Source organism: Microbacterium sp. 11MF (assembly GCF_000383475.1).
Lineage (GTDB): Bacteria > Actinomycetota > Actinomycetes > Actinomycetales > Microbacteriaceae > Microbacterium > Microbacterium aquilitoris.
Map to the genome: position 1 here is coordinate 733,240 of NZ_KB911460.1, position 17,533 is coordinate 750,772.

Below are 17,533 nucleotides of genomic sequence, written 5' to 3' on the forward strand. Positions count from 1 at the left end.
CTTGATAGCGTCGTCGCGTGACCCGCGACATCCCGACGCTGTTCGGCATCGACGCCCCCATCGTGCTCGGGCCGTTCGGCGGTCTGTCCTCGGTCGCGCTGACCGCGGCAGTCAGCGACGCCGGGGGTCTCGGCTCGTTCGGGCTCTACGGCTACTCCGGCGCCCGCATCCGCGAGACGGCGTCCGCTCTCCGCGCCGCGACGAACCGCCCGTTCGCACTGAACCTCTGGCTCCCGACGGGTGACGAGGTCTCGCCCGCTGAGACGGACCTCGATGCCGCCCGGGTCGCCGTGGCGCCGCTTCTGGCGGCAGCGGGTGCGGCGGCGCCCGTCCTCCCCGATACCTTCCTCCCCGACCTCGGCGAGCAGCTCGAGGCCGTGTGGGATGCCGCCCCCGCAGTGCTCAGCGTCGTGTTCGGCGTGCCGGCGGCCGAGATCGTCGACGAGGCGCATCGCCGCGGCATCCGTGTCGTGGGAACCGCCACCTCGGTCGCCGAGGCCGCCGCGCTGGCGGAGGGGGGAGTGGATGCGGTCGTCGCCAGCGGCGCGGAAGCCGCCGGTCACCGGGTGAGCTTTCTGCGCCGGGCGGAGGAATCGCTCGTCGGCACGTTTGCGCTCGTGCCGCAGGTGGTGGACGCTGTGGACGTACCCGTCATCGCGGCCGGCGGCGTCGCCGACCGACGGGGCGTCGCGGCCGCGTTCGCGCTCGGTGCGGCCGGCGTCCAGGTGGGGAGCGCGTTCCTGCAGACGCGGCAGTCTGCGGCCTCCGACGCGCATCGGACGGCGCTGCGCGCAGCGGCCGATACGGACACCGTGCTGACGCGGGCGATGAGCGGGCGGTTGGCCCGCGGCATCCCGAATCGGGCCGTCCGGACCATCGAGGCTGCGGGCGCGATCGCACCCTTCCCGGCACAGAACTGGCTGACGGCCGCGTTCCGCACCGCTGCGCCTCACGACGCGGACCTCATCTCGCTCTGGGCCGGTCAGGCCGCGGGGTTGTCGCACCGGGGTGACGTGGGCGAGGTCTTCGCCGAACTCGCCGCGGGGCTTCCGCCGGCATCCCGCTGACACAGTCCGTCACCTGCGGGAATCATTCACGCGGATGCGTGTTGTACTGGGGGTCCGTGCGGGCCACAGCCTTCGCGTGCCTCCCCTTCCCCCTCACCAAGGAGACCCATGTCCCGTCGTCGTACCGCCGCCCTCGGAGCCCTCGCCCTCAGCGCCGTTTTGGCTCTGACCGCCTGCTCCTCGAGCTCGAATGCTCCCGGCGCCGGTGGTGACGACCTCGGTCTCGCCAAGGGCGGTACGTTGACCGTCGCGACCGAGGGCACGTACCGTCCGTTCACTTACCACGACGAGAGCGGCAAGCTCGTCGGCTACGACGTCGAGATCATCGAAGCCGTCGCGAAGAAGCTCGACCTCAACATCGAGTTCAAGGAGACGCAGTGGGACGGCATCTTCGCCGGGCTCGACGCGGGTCGCGTCGACGTGATCGCCAACCAGGTCTCGATCAACCCCGAGCGCGAGGCGAAGTACCTCTTCAGCGAGCCGTACACGGTGTCGCCGAGCGTCGTCGTGGTCAAGGACAGCGACGACTCGATCTCGAGCTTCGCCGACCTCGAGGGCAAGAAGACAGCGCAGTCCCTCACGAGCAACTTCTACAAGCTCGCCGAAGAGGCCGGTGCCGACGTCACCCCGATCGAGGGCTGGGCGCAGGCTGTCGAGCTGCTGCGCCAGGGCCGCGTCGAGGCGACTGTCAACGACAAGCTGACCTTCCTCGACTACGAGAAGACCGACGGTCCCACTGGGCTGAAGATCGCCGCCGAGACCGATCCCGCCAAGAGCGCCGTCGTCACGACCAAGGGCAAGAAGGCGCTCATCGAGAAGATCGACGGTGCGCTGGACGACCTGCGCGAAGATGGAACCCTCGCGAAGATCAGCGAGAAGTACTTCGGGGCCGACGTCACCGAGTGACATTCGTGTCGACGGGCTCGGCGCGGCGCGGTAACGCGACCGCCGAGCCCGTTCCCTGTTCTGCGAAAGGATGCCGGTGGACGCCGATACATGGCAGTTGATCCTGACCTCGTTCTGGCCGATGTTCAGCGCCGGGATCACCGCGACGATCCCGCTGGCGCTGATCTCCTTCGCGCTCGGACTGGTGCTTGCGATCACGGCCGCCTTGATGCGGATTTCGGGCAACCGGCTTCTCTCCGGCGTGGCGCGTGTCTACATCTCCGCCATCCGCGGTACGCCGCTGCTCGTGCAGATCTTCGTGATCTTCTACGGTCTGCCGCAGATCGGTGTCCTGATCAATGAGTACCTCGCTGCAGTCATCGCCCTCTCGCTGAACGTGGGCGGATACGCCGCTGAGGTCGTGCGGGCGGCGATCCTGTCGGTGCCGAAGGGGCAGTGGGAGGCGGGCTTCACCGTCGGGCTCTCGCGGGCGACGGTGCTCCGGCGCATCATCCTCCCGCAGGCGGCCCGCGTCTCGGTGCCGCCGCTGTCGAACACCTTCATCTCTCTCGTGAAGGACACGTCGCTGGTGGCCCAGATCACCGTCGCGGAGCTCTTCCTCTCGGCGCAGCGCATCGCCGCCTTCACCTCGGAGTTCCTCGTCATCTACATCGAGGCGGCGTTCATCTACTGGCTCTTCTGCCTCGTCCTGTCCTTCGGCCAGGACCGCATCGAACGGAGGCTCGACCGCCGTGTCGCACACTGACGCACCCCTTCTCGCCGTCACCGGGCTCCGCAAGTCGTTCGGCGACAACGTCGTCCTCGACGGCGTCGACTTCTCCGTCGCGCCCGGGCAGGTCGTCTGCCTGATCGGCCCCAGCGGTTCGGGCAAGACGACGGTCCTCCGCTGCCTCAACGGCCTCGAGACCCCCGACGCCGGTGTCGTCGCCTTCTCCGATGGTCAGCGTCACGACTTCGCACAGCCTCTCAAGGGCCGCGCGGCCAAGCTCGACCGCGCCGCCCTCCGCGACCGGTCCGCCATGGTGTTCCAGCAGAACAACCTGTTCCCGCACCTCACCGTGCTCGAGAACGTGATCGAAGGTCCCGTGCACGCCCACGGTGCGTCGAAGGATGCCGCGACCGCAGAGGCCGAACGGTTGCTGGGTCGCGTGGGACTCGCCGAGAAGCGCGATGCGTACCCGCACGAGCTCTCCGGCGGTCAGCAGCAGCGTGTCGGCATCGTCCGGGCGCTCGCCCTCGCGCCCGACGTGCTCCTGTTCGACGAGCCGACGAGCGCGCTCGACCCCGAGCTGGTCGGCGAGGTGCTCCTCGTCTTGAAGGAGCTCGCCGAGGAGGGGTGGACGATGGTCATCGTCACGCACGAGCTGGCCTTCGCGCGGCAGGTGGCGGACGAGGTCGTGTTCTTCGACGACGGCGTCATCGTCGAGCGCGGGCATCCGCGCGACATCTTCACCGCGCCGACGAACGAGCGCACGCGGCGATTCCTCGACCGCATCCTGCGTCCGCTCGAGGACTGAGCCTCAGGCGTCGCGCCGGATCTCGAACCCGTCCTCGTCCGTGACCGGCGTCAGCTCGGTCATCGCGACGTGGTCCACGACCGCTCCGCGCGGGCCGGTCGCCGCCCACTCCACCACGGACTCGACGGCGGCGGCATCCCCCTGCACCTCGGCTTCGACGGAGCCGCCTGCGAGGTTCCTGACCCATCCCGTCGCGCCCGCGCCGCGAGCGATGTGCTGCAGGGAGTAGCGGAACCCGACGCCCTGGACGATGCCGCGGACGACCAGACGGATGCGCCGCATCACGCCTCCGTCACGCTGAGGACGACCTTGCCGCGGACGTGACCCCGCTCGACCTCGCGGTGCGCGTCCGCGGCGTGGGCGAGGTCGAAGACCTTGTCGATGTAGACCTGGATGGCGCCCGAGTCGAGCAGCCGACCGAGGGTCGCCAGCACCGACCCGTCGGGCACGACCTTGTACGTCGTCGCGCGCACGCCGGCCGAGGCGGCGGCATCCGCGTAGCCGTCCCATCCGCCCGTCGGGACCATGATGTACAGGCCCCCGGGCCGCAGGACGCCGAGAGAGCGGGCGCCCGTGTCGTCGTGGACGTTGCCGACGAGGTCGATCACGACGTCCACGTCGCCGACCACGTCCTCGAACCGCGTCGTCGCGTAATCGATCGCGACCGACGCCCCCAGTTCACGCAGCCACCCGAGGTTGCCGTCTGATCCCGTCGCGGTGACATGGGCTCCGAAGTAAGCGGCCAGCTGCACGGCGAAGTGGCCGACTCCGCCGGAACCTGCGTGGACGAGCACCCGCTGGCCCTCATGCGCGTGAGCGGTCTCGACGACCAGCCCCCAGGCCGTCAACGCGGCCAGGGGGACCCCCGCGGCCTCGACGTGCGACAGTGACGCGGGCTTGCGTGCGACGGAGAGCGTCGGCACGACCACGTACTCGGCGTAAGTGCCGCCCGACCGCGGGAAGGGGACCATGCCGAAGACCTGATCACCCGGTTGCAGGGGGTGAGCTTCGAAGGGGCTCTTCACGACGATGCCGCTGAAGTCGAACCCGAGGGTCGAGGGATACTCGGGGATCTGCCCCGAGACGCCCCGGCCGGAACGCGTCTTCGCGTCGATGGGATTCGTGCCGGCGGCGACGACGCGCACGAGCAGTTCGCTGAGAGCCGGCTCGGGGACCGGGATGTCGGCTTCGCGCAGGACCCCGGCATCGCCCGGCCCGTCGTACACGACGGCGCGCATGGCAGCGGGGGGAGCGGTCACCTCGACGAGGTCGCTCGCGGTGGGGGCTGCGGGTCGCAGTGGCCGGAATCGCATCGGCGGCTCCTTCTCACCAGCGCTCGACGGCGGGCGCTATAGGTGCTCGGTGGATGACCAGTCAACCTCGCCATTGTCTCGGCGGTGTTACGTCGGCATCACCGGGGCAAGAAGCCCGGCCTGAGGCCCTCGGCGCGGCCTAAGAGAGGGATCTGCCGTCGGGTCGTGACCCGGCGACCAGGGCGTGCAGGAGGTGCGCGAGGTTCTCGATGTCCTCGACGCGCCAGTCGCTGAGGGCCTCGAGCAGTGCCCCCTCCTGCGGGCCGCGTGCATCCGCGAGGCGCTCGTGACCGTGCGCCGTGGCGGACAGGAGGCTGGAGCGACCGTCGGTCGGGTCAGGGGTGCGCTCGATGAGGTCCAGATCGGCCAGCTCCCGGACGGTGCGACTCAGCTGGCCCTTGTCGACCGCGAGCATCTCGGCAAGAGCGGACTGCGTTACAGGCTCGTGCCGCGCGATCGTCGTGAAGACCTTGTACGCACCCGGCAGCATGCCGGGGCTCACCCGGTTCGCGTTCTCGGTGATCCGGCGGCGGAACAGGGCGATCAGATCACTGAACTCACCCTCGAGGGCGCGCACCGCCAGGGTGCGCGCCTCTCGATCGGACTGCGTGGTCATCTCGGCCATATTATCGGCGGGTCGGCGCCTCGGCCTCGGAGCGGGCGTCGGTGTCGACGTCGGAACCGGTGACGGGCACGGTGCCGGTGGCGGTGATGCCGTCCATCCCGGCGGGGACCGAGACGGTCGCGAGGTCCGCCTCCGACGCGTTGCGACGCTCCGAGGTGGTCATCGTGCTCAGCGACCGATTCGGCAGGAAGATCACCGCGATGATGCTCAGGATGCCGAAGGGCACCGCGATGAGGAACGCGGACGAGATCCCCTGGGCGTAGATGTCCTCGACGATGACGCGGAGCTGGTCAGGCATCTCCGAGACACGGGGGAGCGTTCCCGAGCTGAGCTGCTTTCCCCACGTCGCGCCGGCCGGGCCGATCGCGGTAAGCGCCGCGACGACACGCTCGTGAGAGCCCGCGAACAGGTCGGCGACCCGCGAGGCGAGCGCGGCGCCCATGAGCGAGACGCCGATCGTGCCGCCAAGGCTGCGGAAGAAGGTGACTCCCGAGCTCGCGACGCCGATCTCGCTCGGCTTCGCGCTGTTCTGGACGGCCAGGACGAGGTTCTGCATCGTCATGCCGACACCGGCACCGAGAAGGAACATGTACACCGACACGAGGAAGAAGTCCGTGTCGTAGTGGATGGTCGACAGGAGGGCGGCGCCCGCGGTCAGCAGGATGCTGCCCACCACGAGGTACGGCTTCCAGTGTCCGTAGCGGGTGATGAGGGCTCCGACGCCGATGGAGGAGAGCAGCAGCCCTGCGATCATCGGGATCGTCATGAGGCCCGCCTCGGTCGGGGTCGCGCCGCGGGCCATCTGCATGTACTGGCCGAGGAAGACCGATGCGCCGAACATCGCGATGCCGGTGGCGATCGAGGCGACCACAGCGAGGGTGAACGTGCGGTCGCGGAACAGGGTCAGCGGGACGAGGGGCTCCGAGCTGCGGAGCTCGACGATGACGAACAGGATCGCGGCCAGGACGGCGCCGCCGACCATGAGGAGCGTCTCCGTGCTCCACCAGTCGTAGCTGCGGCCCGCGTTGGTGACCCAGATGAGCAGGAGCGATACGGCGGTCGAGAGGAGGACGATGCCGATGTAGTCGATCTTCGGTCGGCGCGTCGACGGGGCGGAGGCGGGGATCGTGCGCTGCACCAAGAGGAGAGCGGCGACGGCGACGGGGAGCGAGACGAAGAAGTTCCAGCGCCAGCCGAAACCGTCGGTGATGACACCGCCCAGGAGCGGACCGCCGACCGTGGCGACGGCCATGACGGCTCCGAACAGGCCCATGTAGCGTCCGCGCTCGCGCGGGCTGATGATGTCGGCCATCAGCACCTGGCTGAGGGCGGCGAGGCCACCGGCGCCGACGCCCTGCGCGGCGCGGAAGGCGATGAGCGTGCCGGGGTCCTGCGCGAATCCGGCGGCGGCGGTCGCCAGCACGAAGATCACGAGGGCGATCTGGTAGAGCGTCTTGCGGCCCATGAGGTCGGCGAGCTTGCCCCAGATCGGGGTCGAGATCGCGGTGGTGAGGAGGGTGGCGGTGACGACCCAGGTGTAGGCGCCCTGGTCGCCGTTCAGGTCGTGGATGATCACCGGAAGGGAGGTCGATACGACGGTCGAGGCGATCATCGAGACGAACATGCCGAGAAGAAGGCCCGACAGCGGGACGAGCACCCGACGCCGGGTCGGAGTGGTGGTGGTCATGTACAGCTCCAGATGGTTGACTCACATCAAAGATTGAGAGAAGTCAACTATATGCCGATGCTTGATCCGTGTCAACTATCTGCAGACGCCTGGCGCGCGGGCGCGCCGGGAACACGGGCCGCAGCCCGGACGTGATGCGGCGGTCAGTCCGCGAGGGCGAGCGCGCGGAAGATGTCGCGCTCGCGCAACTGCTCACGACGACTGACCGGTGCAGGCTGCTCGCGTCGCGGCGGGGTGTTGCCGGTGGTGCGGCGGTAGAGCTCATCGATGAGCGACGTCGCCAGGTGCACGAGCGCGCCGATCTCGGCCTCATCCCGGTCGATCCATGCGCAGCGCGGCTCGTCTCGGAGCGGCACGAAGTCCTGGTGCTCCTCCCATACGACGAGCGTCCGCTCGGCGCCGAGGACGTGCTGCTGCCACCACACCTGACGCATGTAGGTGCGGGGGATCGACTTCCAGGTCTTGTTGGTCGTCTTGATCTCCGCGAGAACGACGCGGCCCCCGGCATCCACCATGATCCCGTCAGGAGTCGCGAGGTGACGCTTCTCGACCTCGGCGTGGAACAGGGCGGACGAGGGCAGGATGCCGTGGGTCGCCGCCACCCACGCGGCGATCTCGGGCTCGCGGCGTCGGCCGTGGTCGGTGTAGGCGTTGCCGCTGAATCCCGACCCGTTGAGCTTGGCCTCGGCCGCCCGGGCGATGGCGCGCTCGCTCGTGAGCGACGCGACGTCCGTGGCGGTGATCCCGCGGGAGCGAGCCCGCATCCACGCGACCCGGTCGCGGGAGTCCGCGACGATCCGGGCAGCGAGTTCGGGAGTCACCCGTCGATCCTAAGTCGCCCCTCCCGCACGCTCGCCCCGACCCGCCGGATGCCGACGGCGAGGATGCTCACGCCCTCAGTGACGTCGAGGCGAGGACGTCGTGCGAGAGCGCGTGCTCGATCGCCAGCATCCCCGCGCCCAGAACGCCGGCGTCGGCGCCCGTCGCGGACTGGACGATCGACAGATGCGCCGTCGCCAGCGGGGCGGATCGGGAGTACACGACCTCGCGGATGCCGGCGATCAGGTGCTCTCCGACGCGGGCCATCGACCCGCCGACGGCGATCACCGAGGGGTTGACCAGGCTGACGCAGGTGGTGAGGACCTCGCCGATGTCACGACCCGCCTGCCGGACGGCCTGGATGGCTTCCACGTTTCCCCGCTTGACGAGTTCGACGACGTCGTTCGAGGTGCGCGCGTCGACGCCGATCGCGCGCAGCCCGCGCGCGATCGCCGGTCCCGAGGCGAGTGCCTCGAGGCAGCCCCGGTTGCCGCAGGTGCACGGCACATCGCCGCCGCGAGCCACATGAACGTGGCCGATGTCGCCGGCTGCGCCCTGGGCGCCCCGCCTGAGCTGCCCATCTGAGATGAGTCCTGCGCCGATCCCCGTCGCGATCTTGACGAAGAGCAGATCCTCGACTGAGGGCCATGCCGCGGCGCGTTCGCCGAGGGCCATCGTGTTGACGTCGTTGTCGACGAGGACGGGTACCGGGAGGTGTTCCTGGAGGCGGCCGGGGATGTCGAACCGGTCCCAGCCGGGCATGATCGGAGGGTTGGACGGCCGGCCGCTCGAGTGCTCCACGGGTCCGGGCACGCCGATGCCGATCGCCGCCACCGAGGCATCGTCGCGACCGACCTGCGCGAGGAGCCGTCGCGCGACGTCGAGCAACCACGCGAGCACCGAGTCCGGGCCGTCGGCGATGTCGATGGGCTCCGACGACTGCGCGAGGACCACTCCGGCCAGGTCGCTGACAGCGACCGTCGCGTGGGAGGCCCCCAGATCCGCGGCGATGACGACCTTGGCGGCCGGGTTGAGGGCGAACTGGGACGGAGGGCGACCGCCCGTAGAGACCTTGTCCGCCACCGCCGTCACCAGCCCCATCCGCATGAGCTCCTCGACGCGCGCCGCGATCGTGGACCGTGCGAGACCCGTCGACTTGGCGAGTTCGGCACGGGTGCGGGGTGCCCCGTCGCGGAGCAGCTGGAAAAGCTCGCTGGCTCCGGGAGCCAGGGCGGGGGAGTCGGTCATCGGATCATCTCTTCCGGGTCCTGCGATCGGGCGCACGCCTCGACATCCGTCGATTCTCCACCGCCGCGCTATGTCTGACGTGCATGTGACCTCGTCGGCCTGCGGCGCGTGTGGCGTCAGGAGGTCCGGCCGGCAGGTCGCGCGAACCGCTGCTGCAGGAGCACGGCGATGACGATGATGACGCCCTTCGCCACGGCCTGCACCGACGACGACATGTTGTTCTGAACGAAGACGTTGGTCAGGGTGGCGAAGATCAGGACGCCGAAGACGGTCCCCGTCACGGTGCCCCGGCCGCCGATGAGGAGCGTTCCGCCCACCACGACCGCCGCGATCGCATCGAGCTCGAGGAGTTGCCCGTTGACCGACGCTCCCGCGGTCGTGCGCCCGAGGATCATGACGCCGGCGATTCCGGCGCACAGGCCCGAGATCGCGTAGAGGTACATGACGTGGCGCTTGACGTTGATGCCGGCCAGGCGTGCCGCTTCGCGGTTGCCTCCGATGGCGACGGTGCGGCGACCGAAGGTGGTCCGGTTCAGCAGCACCCAGCCGAGGACCGACACGACCAGGAAGATCCAGATGAGCATGTCGACTCCGAGGATGTCGAGGTTCATGAACGTGATGAACTCGCGCTGTCCGCCGACCTGCAGCGTCCTGCGGTTGGCGAGGATCTCGGCGAACCCGCGCGCCCCGACGAGCATGGCCAGAGTGGCCATGAAGGCGACGACGTTGCCGTAGGCGATCACGATCCCGTTCAGGAACCCCGCGAAGACGCCGACCGCGAGGGCGACGATGACCATCACGATCCAGTGGGTCTGGTCGGCGAGGTCCTGGACGGCAGCCAGCGCTCCGACGACCGACGCGAGGCCCAGGACGGACCCGACCGAGAGATCGATTCCGCCGGCGATGATGACGAGCGTCATGCCGATGCTGATCACGCCCACGATAGACGCCTGGCGCAGGATCACCATGATGTTCGACAGGCCGAGGAAGGTGTCGGGGGCGGATGCCGCGCCCACGATCACGAGGACGAGGAGAGCGAGGACCAGGCCCATGTTGCGTCCGACCGACCCCGAGAGGATGCGGCGCCAGAGGGGTGCGTCGTCGACCGTGACGGTCGACGTGGTCGGAGGTGCGTCGGTCGAGGTCAGCGGGGTGTCCGCCCCGGCGGTGGTCTGCTCGCTCACGCGGCGGTTCCTTTCATGACGAGGTCGAGCACGCCGTGCTCGTCGATCTCGGAGGACGGAAGGGTGGAGAGGATGCGGCCCTCCGCGACGACGAGCACGGTGTCGGCGAGGCCGATCACCTCCTCGATCTCGCTGGAGACCACGACGACCGCGTTGCCCTCGGCTGCCAGTCGGCGGATGAGGGCGTAGATCTCGGCGCGCGCGCCGACGTCGACGCCGCGGGTCGGCTCGTCGAGGAGGAGGACCCGCGTTCCGTGCACGAGCCAACGGGCGAGCAGGATCTTCTGCTGGTTGCCGCCCGACAGCGTGCGTGCGGGCCGGTCGGGGTCGGCGGGTCGGAGCTCGAGCGCCTCGATCTGTTCGCGAGCCGCGGCGCGCTCGCCGCGGAAGTCCAGAAAGCCACCGCGCGAGAACCTCGACATCGACGGCAGGGTCACGTTCATCGCGATGGGTTCGTCCAGGACGAGGCCTTGGCTCTTGCGCTCCTCGGGGGAGAGCCCCACCCCCGCCGCGACGGCGTCGACGACCGAGCCCCGGCGCAGGGGCCGGTCCGCGACGGTGACGGTGCCGGAGGTCGCGCGTCGGGCGCCGTAGACGGTCTCGAGGATCTCGGACCGTCCCGATCCGACGAGGCCGGCGAGACCGACGACCTCGCCGGCGCGCACCTGGAAGGACACGTCCTCGAACACGTCGCGCAGCGACAGGTCTCGGACGTCGAGGACCACCGGGGCGTCGGCGGCGGGCGGGGAGGACGGCGGGAAGACGTTCGCGACGTCGCGCCCGGTCATCAGGCGGATCAGATCGGGCGTCGGCGTGTCGGCGACGGGGAGTCCCGTCGCCGTCGTCCGGCCGTCCTTGAGGACCGTGATGCGGTCGCCGATCTGGCGGATCTCCTCGAGGCGGTGGGTGATGTAGACGACGGCGATCCCCGCCGCCGTCAGCTCGCGCACGACACCGAACAGGTTCTGCACCTCGTGGCTGTCGAGGACGGCGGAAGGCTCGTCCATGATGATCAGCTTGACCTCGTGGGAGAGTGCTCGCGCCATCGCGACGATCTGCTTGTTGGCCGCGCTCAGCTGCCCGACCTCGGCGTGGGGCGAGAGGGAACCGTGACCGAGTCGTCGCAGCAGCTCGCGGGTCCGCCGCGCCGCCTCGCCCCGTCGGGTGAATCCGCCCCGGGAGAGTTCGTGGCCGAGGAAGATGTTCTCGGCCACCGTCAGCCCGTCGACGACGTCGAGCTCCTGGTACATCGTCGCGATGCCGAGGGCGAGACCGGCATCCGGGTCGGGGATGTCGACGATCGCGCCGTCCCACCGGATCTCTCCCGCGTCGGGTCTGTGCACGCCGGCGAGGGTCTTGATCAGGGTGGACTTGCCGGCACCGTTCTGTCCGAGGATGCAGTGCACTTCGGCGGGGCGGACGTCGAGGTCCACTCCGCGCAGGGCGCGGACACCGGCGAAGGACTTTGTCACTCCTCGCACCTCGAGTAATGACGGTTCATGGTCATCTTTGATCACGTCGCGAACATAACATGCGCGTCAAGCCTTTGGCGAGGGGCACAGCGCCGAGGTGTCAGCAGTCTCTCCGAAGCATCTCGCCCGAGATTCCGCCATTTACGTTCAGGATTCTGGCGCCGGTACTTCTGACGATAGAAAAACAAAAGTTGACGGACACGACATCCGTTCTGTTATGTTCATCCCGTCAGCGCTGACCCTCCTCGTGTGCGTTCTCGAGGCCGAGAGGTGCGCTGGTCGCTTCACACCAGAGCTGCATCACATTCAAGGAGGAAGACATGCGCTCACGCATGACGGCGCGCACGCGCCTCATCCTGACCGGCGTCGCCGCCGCCGCTTCGGTCGGCCTGCTGGTCGGCTGTACGGGGACCGGAGCCGACGAGAACGGTGCCGAGAGGCAGGGCACCACGTCGGAGGAGAACGCGGAGAGCGGGGACACCGTCACGATCGGGTTCTCCGGTCCCGCAGCCGACCACGGTTGGCTCGGAGCCATCAACTCCGGCGCCGCAGACGCCGCCGCAAGCTTCGACGACGTCGAGCTGAAGACGGCGGAAGGAACCAACGACCCCATCGCGCAGATCGCCGCCGTGGAGACGTTCGTCAACGACAAGGTGGACGCCATCGTCCTCCTGCCCACCGACGGTGCGGCCCTGACCGAGGCCGCGATCGCCGCCATGAACGCGGGCATCCCCGTCATCAACGTCGACCGCGAGTTCTCGAGCCCCTTCGCGGCCCGGGCCACCGTCCTCGGCGACAACTACGGCATGGGAGTCTCTGCGGGCACCTACATCTGCGAACAGCTCGACGGGAAGACCGACGCCGTCGTGGCCGAGATCGCCGGCATCGATTCGCTACCCCTCACGCAGGACCGGTCGCAGGGGTTCGCCGACGCGCTGAAGGACTGCGGACTCGACGTCTCCGCCCGGGTCGCCGCCGACTTCACGGTCGCCGGTGGCGAGTCCGCGGCATCGCAGCTGCTCTCGGCCAACCCGAAGATCGACGCCATCTGGAATCACGACGACGACCAGGGAATCGGCGTCCTCGCCGCCATCGCCTCCGCGGGCCGCGACGAGTTCTTCATGATGGGCGGCGCGGGCAGCAAGGCTGCCATGGAGGCCATCGAAGCGGACGACAGCGTCCTGAAGGCGACCGTCATCTACCCGTCCACGCAGGCTGCGGACGGCGTGGCGTTGGCCCGTCTCATCGCGCAGAGCAAGACCCTCGGGGACATCGTGACCCCCGGCATCCCGAACCGGATCGTCCTCGATGCGCCGGTCGTCACGAAGGAGAACGTCGACCAGTACATCGACCTCGCCTTCGAGTGATCACCACGGGGGCGCCCGGTGCGTGGGCGCCCCCACCTTCTTCGAGAGGACACCGTCATGACGACAAGGCTCCGGGTCGCGATGATCGGCCACGGCTTCATGGGTGCCGCCCATTCACAGGGCTGGCGGGTCGCGCCGAGGTTCTTCGACCTGCCGCTCGACCCGGTCCTGCACGTCGTGACCGGCCGCGACGCCGGGTCGACGGCGGCGGCGGCGGCCAAATGGGGCTGGGCGGAGTCCTCCGCCGACTGGCGCGCGACGATCGCCCGGGACGATGTCGACGTGGTCGACATCGTCACCCCTGGTGACACCCACGCCGAGATCGCGATCGCCGCGCTCGAGGCGGGCAAGCACGTGCTCTGCGAGAAGCCGCTGGCAAACTCCGTCGCCGAGGCCGAGGCGATGACGCAGGCCGCGGCTCGCGCCGAGGCGCGCGGCATCCGTTCGATGGTGGGCTTCACCTACCGGCGGGTGCCGGCGGCGACGTTCGCCCGCGACCTGGTCGCCGCGGGTCGACTGGGCGACATCCGCCAGGTGCGCGCCGAGTATCTGCAGGACTGGCTGATGGATGCCGAGGCGCCGATGACCTGGCGACTCGACAAGCAGAAGGCCGGCTCGGGCTCGCTCGGCGACATCGGCGCTCACGCCGTAGACCTGGCCGAGTTCATCACGGGACAGACGGTCGACGGCGTGTCCGGCATCGTGGAGACGCTCGTCCACGAACGGCCGCTCCTGGGTGAGGGCATCGGGCTGTCGGGGACCGCGAGCGCCGAGCGCGGACGGGTGACCGTCGACGACGTCGCGCTGTTCACCGGCCGGCTCAGCTCCGGGGCCCTCGCCTCTTTCGAGGCGACCCGGTATCGGACCGGGCGCAAGAACGCCCTCCGGGTCGAGGTGTCCGGCACCCGCGGCGCACTGGCCTTCGACCTCGAGCGGCTGAACGAGCTCGAGTTCTACGACGCGACCGCCGCCGAGACCGAGCTCGGCTTCCGCCGCATCCTCGTCACCGAACACGATCATCCCTACCTCGAGCCGTGGTGGCCAACGGGACACATCCTCGGATACGAACACGGGTTCTCGCACCAGGTGCGGGACTTCACCACGGCGATCGCCGAGGGGGTCGCGCCTCGACCGTCGTTCGCGGATGGTCTCCATGTGCAGCGCGTCCTCGACGCGGTGGAACGCAGTTCGGCGGCGGGCAGTCGCTGGGTGCCGACGAACGACTGACCCGCGGGGCGACCCGCATCCACGAAAGGATCTGCAATGGCGCGACCGATCACCCTGTTCACCGGCCAGTGGGCCGACCTGCCGTTCGAGGAGGTCGCGCGCCTCGCCGGGGAATGGGGGTACGACGGACTCGAGATCGCCTGCTGGGGTGACCACCTCGACGTCTCCCGCTGGGACGACGCGGAGTACGTCCGGAGTCGTCGGGACATCCTCGAACGCAACGGCCTGCAGGCGCATGCGATCGCGAACCACTTGGGCGGGCAGGCGGTCTGCGACGATCCGATCGACCAGCGGCACCGCGACATCCTCTCCGACCGGGTGTGGGGTGATGGCGAGGCCGAGGGGGTGCGGCAGCGTGCGGCCGAGGGGATGAAGGACACCGCCCGGATGGCGGCGAAGCTCGGCGTGAAGATCGTGACCGGGTTCACGGGGTCGTCGATCTGGAAGTACGTCGCGATGTTCCCGCCGGCATCCCAGGACATGGTGGATGCGGGCTACGAGGACTTCGCCGCGCGTTGGAACCCGATCCTCGACGTCTTCGACGAGGTCGGCGTGAGGTTCGCCCACGAGGTGCACCCGTCCGAGATCGCCTACGACTACTGGACGACTCACCGCGCGCTCGAGGCCATCGGGCACCGCGAGGCGTTCGGACTCAACTGGGACCCGAGCCACATGGTGTGGCAGGACCTCGACCCCGTGTCGTTCCTGTGGGACTTCCGCGACCGCATCATCCACGTCCACTGCAAGGACACGAAGAAGCGACTCGGCAACGGCCGGAACGGTCGGCTGTCGTCCCACCTCGCCTGGGCCGATCCGCGGCGTGGGTGGGATTTCATCTCCACCGGTCACGGCGATGTGCCGTGGGAGGACGCCTTCCGCATGCTGAACGCGATCGGCTATACCGGTCCGCTCTCCGTCGAGTGGGAGGACGCGGGCATGGACCGCCTGGTCGGCGCCCCCGAGGCTCTCGCCTTCGTTCGGCGGCTGTCGACCTACGAGCCGTCCGCCGCCGCCTTCGACGCCGCGTTCAGCACGCGCTGAGCGGCGCGAGCGGGCGCAGCGCCGGGGCCCGAGAGGGCGCGGTCCTGTCGAGCGCGTCGGCTGTGGCGCGGCATCCGCCCTCGCTTTCGGTACGGGGACGCGCTTTCGTGCCTCCTCCACACGGGCGAGGCGACCGGGGCTGTCCGGAAGGGCGACGTGCGCGTGTCGTCCGGGCGGACCGGGCGGCACGCTCGGGCTATGCGAGAACTGGACCTGGCTGCCGCCGCGTCGGCGCTGCGGCGTCGAGACGACCTCGTCCTCGATGGGTGGAGCAGACGGGACATCGACGACGCGCTCCGGGGCGGCGACCTCGTGCGGGTGCGCAGGGGGTGGTACTGCGACGGCGGGACCTGGCGGGACCTGTGGCCCGAATCGCAGCACCGCCTCCACATCGCCGCGGTGTCATCGGATGCCGGGGCACCGCCGGTGTTCTCGTTCACCTCGGCCGCGGTCCTCCACGGATTGCCTCTCTACCGGCTGTTCGTCCAGCGCGTGCACGCGGTCGACGCCGGGGTGGGTCGGCACAGCGGACCCACGGTCGGACGACATCGTGACGCGGTCGACGATGTGGACATCGTCACGGTGGACGGACTCCCGTGCACGAGTCTCGAGCGGACGGTCAGCGATCTACTGCGCGGCGCGAGCCTCGAAGTGGCCGTGGCGGCGGCCGACGCGGCGATGCAACGTGTGGCCGGCCCGCCGCGGCGCTATGACGTGGCGGGCGGAGATGCTTTTCGAGAGCGGTTGCGGGAGCGGCTGCGGGAGCGGCTGCGGCGCAGCTCCGGAAAGCGGGGAGTGCGGGCGGCGCGCGACGTTGTCGAGGTGCTCGACGGCAGATCGGAGCTGCCGCTCGAGTCGGTGACGAAGTTGCAGGTGCGGCGGCTGGGCTTCATGCAGCCCGGCCTCCAGGTGAAGGTGCCCGCCGGCACCGGCACATACTGGATGGACCTTGAACTCGTCGAGGCGGACGCGTTCCTCGAGTGCGACGGCGACGGCAAGTACACGGACCCCGCGCTCACCGCCGGGCGCCCGCTCAGCGGCATCCTTCTGGCGGAGAAGGAACGCGAGGACTGGGTGCGTGGCGTCACGGGCCGACGGGTGTTGCGTTGCGCCAGCCGCGACGTCGTCACCCCCGATGCGCTCGCTGACCGCCTGCGGGCCTTCCGCATCACCCTCCCCACCTCGCGAGAGCGTCTCTTCTTGCCGAGAAGGCCGCTTCTTGCCGGGCAATAGCAGGCGCACTCGGCACGAAGCGGCGCTCTCGCGTCCCGGGCGCGCGGCGCACACACGGGCGCGGATGCCGGGATTTGGCGCGCCGGGCGGCGGCACGTACACTGGGGGACAAGCCAAAGACCGTCGGTCATCGTCGTGCGTCCGCGCATGCGATCGAAGCTCTGCATCGCAGGGGCCCACGCAGGTGTACGACAGACTTCCGGGAAACCGGGCTCAAAGCTCCGTGCGCTTGCGCCGGAGCTTTTCTCATGCAGCCCGACCGTCGAGGTCGATGTCCCGCTGCCGCGGGACGTCTCGTACACATCAAGGAGTGACCATGGCGCAGAAGGATGCATCGGTCGCCGAGCTCACGAAGAACTTCGAGAACTCGAACGCCGTCTTGCTGACCGAGTACCGCGGTCTGACGGTTGCCCAGCTCAAGGAGCTGCGCAACAACATCCGTCAGGACGCGCAGTACGCCGTGGTGAAGAACACGCTGACCAAGATCGCCGCGAACAGCGCGGGGATCACGGCTCTGGACGAGGACCTCAAGGGCCCCTCGGCCGTCGCTTTCGTGCACGGTGACTTCGTCGCCACTGCCAAGGCTCTGCGTGACTTCGCCAAGGCCAACCCGCTTCTGGTGATCAAGGGCGGCATCTTCGAGGGCAACGCCCTCACTGCCGACGAGGTCAACAAGTACGCCTCGCTCGAGAGCCGTGAGGTTCTGCTGGCGAAGGCTGCGGGCATGATGAAGGCGACGATGGGCAAGGCTGCCGCCACCATCGACGCGCTTCGCGAAAAGCTGGAGACCGCTGACGCCGCGTAAGCGACGAGCGAGCTCTTTTACA

At 69.4% G+C, this 17,533-nt stretch carries 17 protein-coding genes; 9 read left to right on the forward strand and 8 right to left on the reverse strand.

Going from position 1 to position 17,533, the window contains the following annotated elements; genetic code table 11:
- Positions 1–17: 17 nt before the first annotated feature.
- The 4 genes from H286_RS0110525 to H286_RS0110540 all read left to right on the forward strand — a co-directional run bounded on the left by H286_RS0110525 (position 18) and on the right by H286_RS0110540 (position 3,490).
- Complete coding sequence (locus H286_RS0110525; RefSeq protein ID WP_018186962.1) at positions 18–1,067, forward strand: NAD(P)H-dependent flavin oxidoreductase; 1,050 nt, start codon at positions 18–20, stop codon at positions 1,065–1,067.
- A gap of 108 nt (positions 1,068–1,175) precedes the next feature.
- Positions 1,176–1,973, forward strand: coding sequence for an amino acid ABC transporter substrate-binding protein (locus H286_RS0110530; protein WP_018186963.1), 798 nt, complete (start codon positions 1,176–1,178; stop codon positions 1,971–1,973).
- A 70-nt stretch (positions 1,974–2,043) separates the two neighbouring features.
- Positions 2,044–2,718, forward strand: a complete 675-nt coding sequence (locus H286_RS0110535) for an amino acid ABC transporter permease (RefSeq protein WP_176770681.1) — start codon at positions 2,044–2,046, stop codon at positions 2,716–2,718.
- Positions 2,705–3,490, forward strand: a complete 786-nt coding sequence (locus H286_RS0110540; protein WP_018186965.1) for an amino acid ABC transporter ATP-binding protein — start codon at positions 2,705–2,707, stop codon at positions 3,488–3,490. The genes H286_RS0110535 and H286_RS0110540 overlap by 14 nt, the downstream gene beginning before the upstream one ends.
- Positions 3,491–3,493: 3 nt before the next feature.
- Here the strand turns inward: H286_RS0110540 and H286_RS0110545 are convergent, their stop codons facing one another.
- The 8 genes from H286_RS0110545 to H286_RS0110580 all read right to left on the reverse strand — a co-directional run bounded on the left by H286_RS0110545 (position 3,494) and on the right by H286_RS0110580 (position 11,838).
- Positions 3,494–3,772 (reverse strand): acylphosphatase, encoded by a 279-nt coding sequence (locus H286_RS0110545; RefSeq protein WP_018186966.1) that lies wholly within the window; start codon positions 3,770–3,772, stop codon positions 3,494–3,496.
- Positions 3,772–4,803, reverse strand: a complete 1,032-nt coding sequence (locus H286_RS0110550; RefSeq protein ID WP_020098126.1) for an NADP-dependent oxidoreductase — start codon at positions 4,801–4,803, stop codon at positions 3,772–3,774. Before H286_RS0110550 ends, H286_RS0110545 begins: the two co-directional genes overlap by 1 nt.
- A gap of 139 nt (positions 4,804–4,942) precedes the next feature.
- Positions 4,943–5,428, reverse strand: coding sequence for a MarR family transcriptional regulator (locus tag H286_RS0110555; RefSeq protein ID WP_020098127.1), 486 nt, complete (start codon positions 5,426–5,428; stop codon positions 4,943–4,945).
- Position 5,429: 1 nt separating this feature from the next.
- Positions 5,430–7,115, reverse strand: a complete 1,686-nt coding sequence (locus H286_RS0110560; RefSeq protein WP_020098128.1) for an MDR family MFS transporter — start codon at positions 7,113–7,115, stop codon at positions 5,430–5,432.
- Positions 7,116–7,258: 143 nt separating this feature from the next.
- On the reverse strand, positions 7,259–7,936 hold the full coding sequence (locus H286_RS0110565) for a YqaJ viral recombinase family protein (RefSeq protein ID WP_020098129.1): 678 nt from the start codon (positions 7,934–7,936) through the stop codon (positions 7,259–7,261).
- A gap of 67 nt (positions 7,937–8,003) precedes the next feature.
- Positions 8,004–9,182 (reverse strand): ROK family transcriptional regulator, encoded by a 1,179-nt coding sequence (locus H286_RS0110570; RefSeq protein ID WP_020098130.1) that lies wholly within the window; start codon positions 9,180–9,182, stop codon positions 8,004–8,006.
- A 116-nt stretch (positions 9,183–9,298) separates the two neighbouring features.
- Entirely contained in the window at positions 9,299–10,366 is a 1,068-nt protein-coding gene (locus H286_RS0110575; RefSeq protein WP_020098131.1) for an ABC transporter permease, read from the reverse strand.
- A complete protein-coding gene (locus H286_RS0110580; RefSeq protein WP_020098132.1) occupies positions 10,363–11,838 on the reverse strand; it encodes a sugar ABC transporter ATP-binding protein in 1,476 nt (491 codons plus the stop codon). Before H286_RS0110580 ends, H286_RS0110575 begins: the two co-directional genes overlap by 4 nt.
- A gap of 320 nt (positions 11,839–12,158) precedes the next feature.
- On the opposite strand from H286_RS0110580, the gene H286_RS0110585 reads away from it, so the two are divergent.
- From H286_RS0110585 to rplJ, 5 genes are all read left to right on the forward strand, one after another.
- Positions 12,159–13,205 (forward strand): substrate-binding domain-containing protein, encoded by a 1,047-nt coding sequence (locus H286_RS0110585; RefSeq protein WP_018186974.1) that lies wholly within the window; start codon positions 12,159–12,161, stop codon positions 13,203–13,205.
- A gap of 81 nt (positions 13,206–13,286) precedes the next feature.
- Entirely contained in the window at positions 13,287–14,432 is a 1,146-nt protein-coding gene (locus H286_RS0110590) for a Gfo/Idh/MocA family protein (protein ID WP_020098135.1), read from the forward strand.
- Between the two features lie 36 nt (positions 14,433–14,468).
- On the forward strand, positions 14,469–15,473 hold the full coding sequence (locus tag H286_RS0110595) for a sugar phosphate isomerase/epimerase family protein (protein WP_020098136.1): 1,005 nt from the start codon (positions 14,469–14,471) through the stop codon (positions 15,471–15,473).
- 198 nt (positions 15,474–15,671) lie between these two features.
- Positions 15,672–16,706, forward strand: coding sequence for a hypothetical protein (locus H286_RS0110600; protein ID WP_231370939.1), 1,035 nt, complete (start codon positions 15,672–15,674; stop codon positions 16,704–16,706).
- A gap of 316 nt (positions 16,707–17,022) precedes the next feature.
- The gene (gene rplJ / locus H286_RS0110605; protein WP_018186978.1) at positions 17,023–17,511 is read left to right on the forward strand and encodes a 50S ribosomal protein L10; all 489 of its coding nucleotides are present in this window, start codon (positions 17,023–17,025) and stop codon (positions 17,509–17,511) included.
- The last annotated feature ends 22 nt before the right edge of the window (positions 17,512–17,533 follow it).